General features: G+C 61.9%; 11 protein-coding genes. 4 read left to right on the top strand and 7 right to left on the bottom strand.

Annotation, left to right across the window (positions count from 1 at the left end):
• Positions 1-68: 68 nt before the first annotated feature.
• Positions 69-1,367 (bottom strand): adenylosuccinate synthase, encoded by a 1,299-nt coding sequence (locus AC0L2D_RS21625; RefSeq protein WP_013529162.1) that lies wholly within the window; start codon positions 1,365-1,367, stop codon positions 69-71.
• 208 nt (positions 1,368-1,575) lie between these two features.
• On the opposite strand from AC0L2D_RS21625, the gene AC0L2D_RS21620 reads away from it, so the two are divergent.
• Both AC0L2D_RS21620 and AC0L2D_RS21615 read left to right on the top strand, forming a co-directional pair.
• Positions 1,576-2,481, top strand: coding sequence for a DMT family transporter (locus AC0L2D_RS21620; RefSeq protein ID WP_473542325.1), 906 nt, complete (start codon positions 1,576-1,578; stop codon positions 2,479-2,481).
• A gap of 152 nt (positions 2,482-2,633) precedes the next feature.
• The gene (locus tag AC0L2D_RS21615; RefSeq protein WP_473542360.1) at positions 2,634-3,098 is read left to right on the top strand and encodes a DUF2231 domain-containing protein; all 465 of its coding nucleotides are present in this window, start codon (positions 2,634-2,636) and stop codon (positions 3,096-3,098) included.
• A 57-nt stretch (positions 3,099-3,155) separates the two neighbouring features.
• Here the strand turns inward: AC0L2D_RS21615 and serA are convergent, their stop codons facing one another.
• From serA to glmM, 5 genes are all read right to left on the bottom strand, one after another.
• A complete protein-coding gene (serA, locus tag AC0L2D_RS21610) occupies positions 3,156-4,757 on the bottom strand; it encodes a phosphoglycerate dehydrogenase (protein WP_024502929.1) in 1,602 nt (533 codons plus the stop codon).
• Between the two features lie 67 nt (positions 4,758-4,824).
• The gene (locus tag AC0L2D_RS21605) at positions 4,825-6,000 is read right to left on the bottom strand and encodes a phosphoserine transaminase (protein ID WP_473542323.1); all 1,176 of its coding nucleotides are present in this window, start codon (positions 5,998-6,000) and stop codon (positions 4,825-4,827) included.
• 202 nt (positions 6,001-6,202) lie between these two features.
• The gene (locus AC0L2D_RS21600) at positions 6,203-7,060 is read right to left on the bottom strand and encodes an outer membrane protein (protein WP_013529157.1); all 858 of its coding nucleotides are present in this window, start codon (positions 7,058-7,060) and stop codon (positions 6,203-6,205) included.
• A 207-nt stretch (positions 7,061-7,267) separates the two neighbouring features.
• Positions 7,268-8,104, bottom strand: a complete 837-nt coding sequence (locus AC0L2D_RS21595) for an outer membrane protein (protein WP_013529156.1) — start codon at positions 8,102-8,104, stop codon at positions 7,268-7,270.
• Between the two features lie 247 nt (positions 8,105-8,351).
• The gene (glmM, locus tag AC0L2D_RS21590; RefSeq protein WP_473542320.1) at positions 8,352-9,704 is read right to left on the bottom strand and encodes a phosphoglucosamine mutase; all 1,353 of its coding nucleotides are present in this window, start codon (positions 9,702-9,704) and stop codon (positions 8,352-8,354) included.
• A 368-nt stretch (positions 9,705-10,072) separates the two neighbouring features.
• Between glmM and AC0L2D_RS21585 the strand changes: the two genes are divergently transcribed.
• Both AC0L2D_RS21585 and AC0L2D_RS21580 read left to right on the top strand, forming a co-directional pair.
• The gene (locus AC0L2D_RS21585; RefSeq protein ID WP_473542318.1) at positions 10,073-10,906 is read left to right on the top strand and encodes a hypothetical protein; all 834 of its coding nucleotides are present in this window, start codon (positions 10,073-10,075) and stop codon (positions 10,904-10,906) included.
• 242 nt (positions 10,907-11,148) lie between these two features.
• Positions 11,149-11,601 (top strand): hypothetical protein, encoded by a 453-nt coding sequence (locus AC0L2D_RS21580; protein ID WP_013529153.1) that lies wholly within the window; start codon positions 11,149-11,151, stop codon positions 11,599-11,601.
• 241 nt (positions 11,602-11,842) lie between these two features.
• Here the strand turns inward: AC0L2D_RS21580 and ftsH are convergent, their stop codons facing one another.
• Positions 11,843-13,771, bottom strand: a complete 1,929-nt coding sequence (gene ftsH, locus AC0L2D_RS21575) for an ATP-dependent zinc metalloprotease FtsH (protein ID WP_013529152.1) — start codon at positions 13,769-13,771, stop codon at positions 11,843-11,845.
• Positions 13,772-13,840: the final 69 nt, after the last annotated feature.

Genomic DNA, 13,840 nt, shown 5'->3' with positions numbered 1-13,840 from the left:
TCGACCTGTATTTTGCTTCCGCGCCGGCCCCCGCAAATCAGCCGCGATGCCCGGAAAGGCTTCAGAAACTAGTCTTGAAACGGATCGGTCACAAGTATCGTGTCGTCGCGTTCCGGGCTGGTGGAAAGGAGCGCGACCGGTGCGCCGATGAGCTCCTCGATGTAGCGGACATACTTGACCGCCTGGGCCGGCAGATCATTCCAGCTGCGCGCGCCGGCAGTGGTGCCTTTCCAGCCCTCGAGCGTCTCGTAGACCGGTTCGACACGTGCCTGCGCGCCCTGGCTGGCCGGCAGATAATCGATCATCTCGCCGTCGAGACGGTAACCGGTGCAGACCTTGATCTCGTCCAGCCCGTCAAGCACGTCGAGCTTGGTCAGCGCGATGCCCTTGATGCCGTTGACCGCGACGGCCTGGCGCACCAGCACCGCGTCGAACCAGCCGCAGCGGCGCTTGCGACCGGTGACGACGCCGAATTCATGGCCGCGCGTGCCGAGGAATTCGCCGACCTCGTTCTTCTGCTCGGTCGGGAACGGACCCTCGCCGACGCGTGTCGTATAGGCCTTGGTGATGCCGAGCACATAGCCGATGGCGCCCGGGCCAACGCCGGAGCCGGCGGCAGCCTGTCCGGCAACCGTGTTCGACGAGGTCACGAACGGATAGGTGCCGTGGTCGATATCGAGCAGTGTGCCCTGCGCGCCCTCGAACAGGATGCGCTCGCCAGCCCGGCGCTTGTCGTCGAGGATCTTCCAGACCCGGTCCATATAGGGCAGGATGTCGTCGGCGACCGAGGTTAGTTCCTGCATGATCGTGTCATGCGTGACTTCCGCATGACCAAGCCCGCGACGCAGCGCATTGTGGTGCGTCAGCAGCCTATCGACTTTCAAGGGCAGTGTTTCCAAATCCGCCAAATCCATCACCCTGACCGCGCGCCGGCCCACCTTGTCCTCATAGGCGGGGCCGATGCCGCGACGGGTCGTGCCAATCTTCGTCCCGGAATTGGATGCGGCGTCCTCACGAAATCCGTCCAGCTCTCGATGCAGGGACAGGATAAGCGCTGTGTTTTCGGCTATTTTCAGGCGATCCGGCGCCACTTCGACACCTTGCGCCTTGAGTTTTGCCACCTCGGCGACGAAAGCGTGCGGGTCGAACACGACGCCATTGCCGATGATGGACAGCTTGCCCTGGCGCACGACGCCCGACGGAAGCAACGACAGCTTGTAGACCTTGCCGTCGACGACCAGCGTATGGCCGGCATTGTGGCCGCCCTGGAAACGCACCACGACATCGGCGCGCTCCGACAGCCAGTCGACGATCTTGCCCTTGCCTTCGTCACCCCACTGCGAGCCGACGACCACCACATTGGCCATGTTTCTTTTCCCTTGAGACGCCGCCAAGCGGCTTGAATATGGTTCGAAACGACAGGCCTCTATAACGTCAAGACCTCGCGAGCGCGACCTTTCTTTGCCGTCGAAAATGCCCTGAGGCACAACAATTTTCGGCTTTGACATCATTTACTTGGGCGAGCGAGGGCAATAGGCCGGCAAACACCGCAGCTCCGGCGACTGGAATCCCGCGATGCATCGAAGCGCCTACATATTCCTGCTGCTCACCACCTTGCTTTGGGGTGGAAATTCGGTGGCCGGCAAGCTGGCGGTCGATCACGTCTCGCCGATGACGCTGGTCTTCCTGCGCTGGGTGCTGGCCGTGGCGATCATGCTGCCCATCGGCTGGAAGACCATCCAGAAGGACTGGCCGATGGTCCGCAAGCACTGGTTCGTGCTGGTCGCCCTCGGCGCCAGCGGCTTCACCCTGTTCAACACCATCTTCTACACGGCGCTCAACTACACGACAGCGATCAATGTCTCGATCGAACAGGCGGCGATGCCGATCCTGATCATGACTGCCAATTTCGTCTTCTTCCGCCTGCGCGTGAACTGGGCGCAGATTGTCGGCGTCGTGCTGACCATCGCCGGCGTGATCCTCACCGCCTGCCATGGCGACCCGCGCCGGCTGTTGACGCTGGAACTCAATTTCGGTGACGCCATCATGCTGGTCGCCGTCTTTCTCTACAGCGGCTATTCGGTGGGGTTGCGGCTGAAGCCGGTGATGCACTGGCAGAGCCTGATGCTGGCCCTGTCGGTTTCGGCACTCGTCACCTCGTTGCCGTTCTTCCTGTGGGAGGTCCTCGCCGGCAAGGTCATCATGCCCGACGCGCGCGGCTGGACCGTCATCGTCTATACGGCGATCGGCGCCTCGGTCGTTTCGCAGATCTTCTACATCAGGGGCAACGAGCTGATCGGCGCCAACCGCGCCGGCCTGTTCATCAATCTGGTGCCGATCTTCGGCACGCTGCTGTCGGTGCTGATCGTCGGCGAGACGTTCCAGCTCTATCAGGCGCTGGCCTTGGTGCTCGTGCTGGGCGGCATCGGGCTTGCCGAATATAGCGGGCGCAAGATGGCGGTGGCGGACTACCGCGGATGACATTTGGCGGCTGACGCCCTCCGCCGTCGCGGTAATCACGCGAACGGCCTGGACTTCGCCAATGGCGCGGAAACAGCGGCATGAATCCTGCCGCGTCCCCTACTTGGAACATTTCACCTCCAGCGGAGTTTGAACGCCAGGGAGGCGACATGATGAGCCACAACCCTCGCAGCACGGCAAGCATTGCTGGTCACCCTATCCACCCGATGCTGATTCCGTTTCCGATTGCCTTTTTTGTCGGCACCTTCGTTTGCGACCTTATCTTCTGGCGAACAGCCGATCCTGGATGGGTCACCGGGTCGCTTTGGCTTCTCGGCGCAGGCCTGATCATGGCTGCCCTGGCTGCGCTTGCTGGCTTGACGGATGTTCTCGGCGATGTTCAGGTCCGCAATCTCACGACGGCATGGCTCCATGCCGGCGGCAATGTGCTCGTCGTGTTGATCGAGCTTTACAACTGGTACTCGCGGTATGCCGGCGGAGTGGCGGCCGTGATGCCAACCGGCATCGTCCTATCGCTGATCGTGGTTCTCATCCTGCTGTTTACGGGCTGGAAGGGCTGGGAACTGGTCTACCGACATCGCGTGGGTGTCTCCGATGGCTCGGATGAGTTGACATGAACCGGCCGCCGCGGCGGCCGGCGTCAACGAGGTGGGTCGGCGACCGCCTGTCCTCAATCACATCGCGTTGACGTCGAACTGCAGCCGCTTGGCCGAGTCGATCGACTTGTGCGCCTTGACCTTTTCCAGCACGGCTTCCGGGAACGGCGCGTCGAGATAGAGCAGCGCTATGGCATCGCCGCCCGGCCGGTTACGGCCGAGCTGGAAGTTGGCGATGTTGACGCCATTCTCGCCGCAGACGGTGCCGAGCAGGCCGATGATGCCCGGCGCGTCCGCATTTGTGGTGTAGAGCATGTGCTGGCCGACCTCGGCATCGAGGTTGATGCCCTTGATCTGGATGAAGCGTGGCTTGCCATCCGAGAAGCATGTGCCGGCGATCGAGCGCGTCATGTGCTCGGTCTTCACCGTCAGCTTGATATAGCCGTCGAACACGCCCGACTTGTCGCGCTTGACCTCGGCCACGATGATGCCGCGCTCCTTCACCATGATCGGCGCCGACACCATGTTGACGTCCGAGACCTGAGGCCGGATCAGCCCGGCGAGTGCTGCACTGATCAGCGCGCGCGTGTTCATCGTCGCGGTCGAGCCGTCGAACAGGATCTCCACCTCCTTGATCGGATCCTCGGTGACCTGGCCGACAAAGGCGCCGAGCACCTCGGCGAGCTTGACGAACGGCTTCAGCCGCGGCGCCTCCTCGGCGGTGATCGACGGCATGTTGATGGCGTTGGAGACGGCGCCCTTGATCAGATAGTCGGCCATCTGCTCGGCAACCTGCAGCGCGACATTCTCCTGGGCCTCCGTCGTCGAGGCGCCGAGATGCGGCGTCGCCACCACATTCTCCATGCCGAACAGTTCGTTGTTCTCGGCCGGTTCGACCTCGAAGACGTCGACGCCAGCGCCGGCCACCTTGCCACTCTTCAGCGCTGCGACCAGATCGGCCTCGACGATCAGACCGCCGCGTGCGCAATTGATGATGCGCACGCCCTTCTTCATCTTGGCGATCGCCGCGGCATCGATGATGTTGCGCGTCTTGTCGGTCAGCGGCGTGTGCAGGGTGATGAAATCGGCGCGGGCGAACAGCTCGTCGAGCTCGACCTTGTCGACGCCAAGCTCCTCGGCACGGCTGTCCGACAGGAACGGATCGAAGGCGATGACGTGCATCTTGAGGCCAACGCCGCGCGTCGCGACGATCGAACCGATGTTGCCGCAACCGATGACGCCCAGCGTCTTGCCGGTTATCTCGACGCCCATGAAGCGGTTCTTTTCCCATTTGCCGGCATGGGTCGAGGCGTTGGCTTCAGGGATCTGGCGCGCCAGCGCAAAGATCATCGCCACCGCATGTTCGGCTGTGGTGATCGAGTTGCCGAAGGGCGTGTTCATCACGATGATGCCCTTGCGGCTTGCCGCCGGGATATCGACATTGTCGACGCCGATGCCGGCGCGGCCGATGACTTTGAGATTGGTAGCGGCGTTGATCAGCTTTTCGGTGACCTTGGTCGCCGAGCGGATGGCGAGGCCATCATACTGGCCGATCACTTCGGCGAGCTTATCCTTGTCCTTGCCGAGATCGGGCAGATAGTCGACCTCGACGCCGCGATCCTTGAAGATTTGCACGGCGGTGGGGGAGAGTTTGTCTGAGACGAGAACGCGGGGCGCCATGGCGGCCTCCTTGAAATGGATTTGATCCTGATGGGAGTGGGCGGCCCGAAGGCCGCCGCGAACGATCTCAGGCCGCCGCTTTGAGCGACGCCTTCTGTGCGGCGAATGCCCAGTCGAGCCAGGGCAGCAGCGCTTCGAGATCCGACGTCTCGACCGTCGCGCCGCACCAGATGCGCAGGCCGGGCGGTGCGTCGCGATAGGCACCGATATCATAGGCGACGCCTTCCTTGTCGAGCACCGACACCAGCCCCTTGGCGAAGGCCGCCTGCCCGTCGGCGTCGAGCGCGGACACGTCCGGATCGGTGAAGGACAGGCAGACGGACGTGTTCGACCGTGTCGCCGGCTGGACGGCGAGATGACCGAGCCAGGAGGACTTGCCTACAAAGCGATCGAGGACGGCCGCATTGGCATCCGCCCTGGCGATCAGCGCGTCGAGGCCGCCGGTCGACTTCGCCCAGTTGAGCGCATCGAGGTAATCCTCGACGCACAGCATCGAGGGCGTGTTGATGGTCTCGCCCTTGAAGATGCCTTCGATCAGCTTGCCGCCTGAGGTCAGGCGGAAAATTTTCGGCAGCGGCCATGAGGGCTTGTAGGTTTCCAGCCGCTCGACGGCGCGAGGCGACAGGATCAGCATGCCGTGAGCGCCCTCGCCGCCCAGCACCTTCTGCCAGGAGAAAGTGACGACATCGAGTTTTTCGAAGTCGAGCCTCTGCGCGAATGCGGCGGAAGTCGCATCGCAGACGGTCAGGCCCTTGCGGTCCGCGGGAATGAAATCGCCGTTCGGCACGCGAACGCCCGACGTGGTGCCGTTCCAGGTGAAGACCACATCGCGGTCGAAATCGATCTTGGTGAGATCAGGCAGCTCGCCGTAGCCGGCTTCGATGTTGCGCACGTCGGCGAGCTTCAATTGCTTGACCACGTCGGTGACCCAGCCGGAGCCAAAGCTCTCCCAGGCGACCATGTCGACGCCGCGCTCGCCGAGCAGCGACCACAGCGCCATCTCGACCGCACCGGTGTCCGACGCCGGCACGATGCCGATGCGGTAACCCGCCGGGACCTGGAGAATCTCGCGCGTCAGCTCGATCGCCTGTTCGAGCTTGGTCTTGCCGATCTTGGCGCGGTGGGAACGGCCGAGCGCGGCAGCCTTCAGCGCCTCGACCGACCAGCCGGGGCGCTTTGCGCAGGGACCTGAGGAGAAATTGGGGTTTGCCGGACGGAGTCCGGGCTTCGTATGCGTCGTCATCGTGGTCTATCCTTCCAGATAGTGGCCCCTCGTTGGGGAGGGGTGGCCCACGGACGGCGATATTCGTTCGGGCTTCAGGCGTCAAGAGGAAAGTTTTTGTCGTTGCCGGGATACCGGCGATCCCTGATCAGGATGTCGTGACTTCAAACGCAAACGGCGGACCCCGAAAGATCCGCCGTCCTGGTCCTCGTACTCGCCGCGCCTACCAGAGATCGTAGCGCAGCCCGACCTTGACCTGATGATAATCGAGGCCCTTTTTGAACTCAGGGTTGCCGACAGCGTCTGCTGTCACGTATTTCGCGGAAGGCAGAGCCGTGTATTGATAGCCGACATCGACTGCAACATTCTTGCTGACCTGATAAGCAAAGCCGGCGCCGAGCGTATAGGCGAAGCTGAACTGCTTCTCCGACTGCGTCGTCCCATCATAGCCGTTTGGATCGTCGCATTCAAAGATGGTCGTGGTTGTACCTGATGTTGTCGATGAATTCTGACAGTTGCGAGCGCCTTGAGCGTACTTGTAGGTGCTGTACGCTATGCCGACACCGCCTCCGACATAGGGCGTGAAGCCGACATAAGTGCCCAGGTCGACAAAGGCGCTGGCCATCACATCGTAGGCCTTGTTGTTGCCGTCGTTGGAGCCTTCGCATCCACGGGTGCTTGGGCCGGCGAACGCGCTTGTGCTGCCACCGCTGGTGACAGTCACCGTCTGCGTTCCATCGCAAGTACTGTCGAATTTGCTGGCGAATTTGCTTGTCGGCAGCAGACCGAAATTCAATTCACCACGGAAGTAATCGTTGAAATGGTAGCCCATACCTATCGAACCAGACAGCGGGCTGGTATCCGTAACCAGACCGGCCGGAGTTTCCGAAAATTCATAGGGCTTGTTGAAGGCATAGCCGAGATCGCCGCGCAGATACCAGCCGGAGCCGACCTCGACCGGGACGTAGTCGGGCGCCTGGTCGACATAGATCGGCGGATCGTAGTCGGCCGCGTGCACCGGCGTCAGCGGCAGGAGGGCTAGTGCACCGAGCGCCAGCGCCATACGCGATGTAAGTTTCATGGTCCCCGACTCCCGAATTTGGCGCAGCCCGCAATCGCAGCGGCAGCCATCGTTTCAAGAAGCATTGTTAACCATAGTGGTTAAGTGCCGGTTAAGGCTAACAGAGCGTTAGCGAATTCATTTCCCCTGTCGATTCCAGGCGGCCAACGAAAAACCGCCCGGCTGAGGCCGGGCGGTTTGTGAAGAATTCAAGTAATGTAGATGCTGTTACTTGGTGTAGATCGGCTCGGGTTCGGGTTGGTAGGCAACGACCGGCGCGGCGCAACCGTTGTTGCCACCGAACTGGTAACGCAGGCCACCGCGCACTTCGTGTGTGTTGATGCCACGATCGAAGCCGGGACCGGAGCTGGTGATGTTCCAGTCGAACATGCGGCCGCCCTGGATATGGGAGAAGCGGTAGCCGGCATCGAGAATGATCTTGTCGGTCAAGCAGTACGAAGCGCCGGCCATCAGACCGTAGGCGAAACGCCAGCTTGATCTGCCGGGATTGAACTCGGTGGTGTTCGGGTCGTAGACATCATCCCACTTGACGCGGGCGCCGCCGATGCCGGCGCCAACGTAAGGCGTGATGCCATGGTAGGTGCCGAGATCGACATAGGCGTTGGCAAGCAGCAGCAGGGCGCTCATCTTCGATACTTCGGTCGAAGTACCGTTGATGTCCGAGGTGCCGCCGTTGAAGTTCGACTTGAACCAATAGTCGGCGGTCAAATCGGTCCGGAAGTGATCGTTGATCTTGTAGCCGACGCCGGCGCCGAGCGAGAAACCGCCCTTGAGCTTGCCGAAATCGAAGCTTCTGGTGCCGGGCGTAACCGTACAGTTACAGGGATCGACGGTGTAGGTCATATAGTCGATGCCGCGCACGGTCGACTTGTGATAGTCGATGTCGCCACGGATATACCAGCCGCCGACTTCTACCGGCTGCTCGTAGACGGCCTGAGGCGGAGCCTCTTCGACGATCGGTTCCGGCAGGTCGGCCGCGAACAACGGCCCCGCCAGGCCTGCGAACAGTAAGGCGAGCAGGGCCTTTCTTGCTGTCTTGAACATGCTTGTCACCCCTGAGAAGCTCGGAACGGCAAACCCGCCCGAAATGCGATTGGCTTTCAGTCGTGGATAATGAATTGCAAAGGTTAAAAGGCGTTTAACCCTGTTGCTTAACCACGAATCTCGAAACTTCTGGGAACCGCTGCGAGATTTCCGAACAGCGAACAGACTGGGAGCCGACAAGAAAAAGCCCGCCGAAAGGCGGGCCTTGGACAGGTTCAGGCGACGACGTCCTGCCGGGCGCTGGGGCTCAGGCGGCGCTGCGCGTTTCCGAGATGATGTCCACGATGCCATTCACCACGGACTCGACCAGTTGCGGGTCGTCGCCCTCGGCCATCACGCGGATCAGCGGCTCTGTCCCGGATGGCCGGATAACCAGCCGTCCGGTCTTGCCGAGCCGGTTGCGCGCGTCTTCGATGGCGGCCTTGACCGGCGCCTCCTCGAGCGGCTTGCCGCCGGAAATGTGAACGTTCTTCAGGAGTTGCGGCACGGGTTCGAATTTCTTCGACAGTTCGCTGACCGGCCGGCCCTGCCGCTTGATGCAGGCCAGCACCTGCAGCGCCGAAACCAGGCCGTCGCCGGTGGTCGAAAAGTCGGACAGCACGATATGGCCCGACTGTTCGCCGCCGACATTCAGCCCGTGCGCGCGCATATGCTCGACGACATAACGGTCGCCGACCTTGGTGCGGTGCAATTGCAGCTTCATGTCGCCGAGGAAGCGTTCGAGGCCCAGATTGGACATGACGGTTGAGACGACACCGCCGCCGGCAAGCCGTCCGCTCTGGTGCCAGGATTCGGCGATCAGCGCCATGATCTGGTCACCATCGACGATCGCGCCGTTTTCATCGACGATGACGACGCGATCGGCGTCGCCGTCGAGCGCGATGCCGATATCGGCGCGCACTTCGTGCACCTTCTTTTGCAGGCCGGCCGGGTGGGTCGAGCCGCATTCCTTGTTGATGTTGAAGCCGTTGGGCTCGACATTGATGGCGACGACTTCGGCGCCCAGTTCCCACAGCGCCTCGGGCGCCACCTTGTAGGCCGCGCCATTGGCGCAATCGACGACGATCCTCAAGCCCGCGAGCGACATCGAGCGCGGCAAGGTGCGCTTGGCGAATTCGATGTAGCGGTCATGCACGCCGTCGACGCGCTTGGCGCGGCCAAGCCCGTCGGAATCGGCGAGCGCCAGTTCGATATCCCTGTCGAGCATGCTCTCGATGCGCTCCTCGATCTCGTCGGAGAGCTTGTAGCCGTCGGGTCCGAACAGCTTGATGCCGTTGTCGTAATAGGGGTTGTGCGAGGCCGAGATCATGACGCCGATATCGGCGCGCAGCGAACGCACCAGCATGGCGACAGCCGGCGTCGGGATCGGGCCGAGCAGGAACACGTCCATGCCGGCGGCACAAAGACCGGCGACCATGGCATTCTCGATCATATAACCGGAAAGCCTGGTGTCCTTGCCGAGCACGACACGATGTCGATGGCTGCCGCGCTGGAAAGAAAGGCCGGCGGCCATGCCGACCCGCATCGCGATTTCAGCGGTCATCGGAAACTTGTTGGCGCGTCCGCGAATGCCGTCCGTGCCGAAATAATTCCCTGCCATGCCAGTCAGCTTCCTCGAAGTTTCTTCCCCGGCACGTCATGCCACAAGTGGCCAGGGCGCTATGATCACATTGTGTGATTATACGTTACCAATCCTTAGAAAACCATTGTTGTGCACTGCACACAACGTGGCCGCAACCTGACATGCCCAGACTGCCATGCTGCAATATACAAGTCATTCGAGCCTTTCAGCGCTGATGCACCAGGAAAATCTTGCTCTGAACCAGGCAACGGACAACGATTTCATCACCTTATCGGGAGAAGCCGATTTTCGGCGATATATACGCCACTTAGCATCTGGCGCAACCGACCGTTGAGCGTTATTGATTTGCAGGGACGTATCATGGGCTGCTGCAACGGAGAAACGCTATGCTCATCCACCGACTTGCCACTTTGACCGGCCTCGCCGTCGCGACCTTGTTCCTGGCCGCGCCAGCCAACGCACTGACGATGGCCGAGTGCAGCACGAAGTATAACGCCGCCAAGGATGCGGGGACACTGGCCGGAGCGACCTGGAACCAGTTCCGCAAGGCTCAGTGCGGCACCGACGCCACAGCGACGACCGACGCCAAGCCGGCCGATGCCAAGAAAGCGACCAACACCACGAAGGCTGCCGCGCCGGACGACAGCACGGCCAAGGGCCTGACGGCGAAGGAATGCAGCACCAAGTATCAGGCGGCGAAGGCTGCCGGCACGCTGAACGGCATGAAGTGGAACGACTTCCGCAAATCCGAATGCGCCGCCGGTGCATCCGCCGCTGCCGCCGCCAAGCCGGCGACCACCAAGGCCGCCGCGGCTCCCGCCGCTCCCGCAGACAATGGCGGCAAGGGTCTGAGCATGGCCGAATGCAGCACCAAGTATCAGGCCGCCAAGACGGCCAACACGCTGAACGGCATGAAGTGGAACGACTTCCGCAAGACCGAGTGCGGCGCAGCCGCCTCGGATGACGACACCGTGCCGGCCGCCGACGAGGCGAGCTACACCAAGGAGCCGGCGAAGCCGACGACGGCTGCGCCCAAGGGCGTCAAGTTCCCGTCCGCGATCTCGGCGAAATATGCCAGCGAGACCCCCGGAAAGGGCCGCATGCACACCTGCCTCGACCAGTACTATGTCCTCAAGGACGCCAACGCGCTCGGCGGCCTGAAGTGGATCCAGAAGGGCGGCGGCTTCTACAGCCTGTGCAATGCCAAGCTGAAGGGCTGATCGCTTAGCCATAGTCTCCAAACAAAGGCCCGCGCATCGCAAGATGCGCGGGCCTTTGTTGTTGCGCGAAGACGCACACTGCCTTGCTCGCATCTGCATGTCGCCGGGCTGCCGGCATCATCAATTCGCCTACACTGCCCACCGCCAAGCTCATCGGTAGTCCGTAAAGATTCTGGTTGAACATATAGAGAACAAACCATATACAAAAAGACGTCAAACTTATTATCAACCAGGAGGGTCTTATGCACGGTTTGAAATTGGCGGTATTGGCTGCGACCGCATTTGTCGCTTGGAGCGTCGCCCCCGCAAGCGCACTGACGATGAAGGAATGCGGCGAGACCTATCGAACAGCCAAGGAAGGCGGCACTCTGAACGGCATGGACTGGACGGCTTTTCGCAAGGAGAAGTGCGCGACATCAGCAGCGGACAGTGTCAGCGAGGATACGGTCAAAACCGAGCCGCAGACGAAAAAAGAAACCAGCGCGGCGGTCGCCCCCACTGTAGCGCCCGCGGGCGTGACATTTCCGACCACGCTGGCCGCCGAGTTCAAGACCGAAAAGCCCGCGAAGGCGCGCATGAAGACCTGTCTCCAGGGCTACCATGGCAACAAGGACGCGGGCACGTTGAACGGCCTTCGCTGGATCCAGAAGGGCGGCGGTTATTACAGCCTGTGCAATGCCAAGCTGAAGAGCTGAGCGACAAGACATCTGAAGAAGAGAAGGCCGGCGAACCGCAGGGTTCGCGGGCCTTTTTGTTGCCTTCGAGGGCACGCCAGCGGCGACGTTGCCAATCTCCCCCTTGTGGGGGAGATTGGCTACCACCTAGAGCCAATCGTCACCGTCGCAGATGCGAGGTCGCGGACAACTCCTCCCCAACGCCAAAAACAAAAAACGCCGCGGAGCAAGCCGCGGCGTTCGATGAAATCGGTGGCCGAACTCAGCTCGACGGCTGTGGTTCCATACCGCCTTCGGGCTCAGGACCCTTCTTGCGGCGGCCGCCGGACTTCGGCACGGCCGAGCCACGACTTGGCGGCGTATCGTCGCCGAGGTCGCGTGCGGGCTTGTGGCCGGCGATCAACTGCTTGATCTCCTCGCCGGACAGCGTCTCGTATTCCAGCAGGCCCTGCGCCAGCGCGATCCATTCCTTCTTCTTCTTGGTCAGGATGGACTTCGCCGACGAATAGGCCTCATCGATCAGGCGGCGCACTTCGGCGTCGATGATCTGCGCCGTTTCTTCCGAGACGTTCTGCGTGCGCGCCACCGAATGGCCAAGGAACACTTCTTCCTGGTTGTCGCCATAGGCGACATGGCCGAGCTTGTCGGAAAAGCCCCAGCGCGTGACCATGGCACGCGCCAGCTTGGTCGCCTGCTCGATATCCGAAGAAGCTCCGGAGGTGATGTTCTCCTTGCCGAACTTGAACTCCTCGGCGACACGGCCGCCCATCATGATGGCGAGCCGCGAGATCATGTATTTGTAGCTCATCGAATAGCGGTCGCCTTCGGGCAACTGCATGACCATGCCGAGCGCACGGCCGCGCGGGATGATGGTGGCCTTGTGCAGCGGATCGGCCGACGGCACGTTGAGCGCGAGAATGGCGTGGCCGGCCTCATGGTAGGCGGTCAGCTCCTTCTCGGCCTGCGTCATGGCCGACGAGCGGCGCTCGGCGCCCATCATGATCTTGTCCTTGGCGTCCTCGAATTCAGCCATGGTGACGAGGCGCTTGTTGCGTCGTGCCGCCATCAGCGCGGATTCGTTGACGAGGTTCATCAGGTCGGCGCCGGAGAAGCCAGGCGTACCGCGCGCGATCACCTTGAGGTCGACATTGGGCGCCAGCGGCACGTTGCGCACATGCACCTTGAGGATCTTCTCGCGGCCGACGATGTCAGGGTTCGGCACCACGACCTGGCGGTCGAAGCGGCCTGGCCGGAGCAGCGCCGGATCGAGCACGTCGGGCCGGTTGGTGGCTGCGATCAGGATGATGCTTTCGTTGGATTCGAAACCGTCCATCTCGACCAGCAGCTGGTTCAGCGTCTGCTCGCGTTCGTCATTGCCGCCGCCGAGGCCGGCGCCGCGATGACGGCCGACTGCGTCGATTTCGTCGATGAAGATGATGCAGGGCGCGTTCTTCTTGGCCTGGTCGAACATGTCGCGGACGCGGCTTGCACCGACGCCGACGAACATCTCGACGAAGTCAGAACCGGAAATGGTGAAGAACGGCACATTGGCTTCGCCGGCAACCGAGCGCGCGAGCAGCGTCTTGCCGGTTCCCGGAGGGCCGACGAGCAGCACGCCGCGCGGAATCTTGCCGCCGAGCCGCTGGAACTTCTGCGGATCGCGCAGGAACTCGACGATCTCTTCCAGATCTTCCTTGGCTTCGTCGACGCCGGCAACGTCCTGGAAAGTGACGCGGCCATGCGCTTCGGTGAGCAGCTTGGCCTTCGATTTGCCGAAGCCCATCGCGCGGCCGGAGCCGGACTGCATCTGGCGCATGAAGAATATCCAGACGCCGAGGATGAGGATCATCGGCAGCCAGGAGATCAAATAGCCGAACAGCGAATTGGAACCGTCCGTTTCAGGCCGTGCATTGATGGTGACGTTCTTGTCCTGCAGCCGCGAGACCAGCGAAGGATCGCCGGGCGAATAGGTCTGGAAACCGCTGGAATTGTCGGTGTAGGTGCCGCTGATACGAGCGCCAGCAATGGTCACCGTCTTGACCCGCCCCGCCGCGACATCCTGCAGGAACTGCGAATAAGGCACATCGCTGGAAGCCCCTCGCGTCTGCGGCGTCTGGAACAAATTGAACAGGGCTATGAGCAGGACCGCTATGATCGCCCAGAGCGCGAGGTTGCGATAGTTCGGATTCATCAATTGTCCCGTTGGCGTCCGCGAGGCGGACACGCGTCATGAGAGGAAACTTGCGCCTAACATAGGGAG

The organism is Mesorhizobium sp. WSM4833 (assembly GCF_055811095.1).
This window is presented reverse-complemented; position numbering and strand designations above follow the sequence as displayed.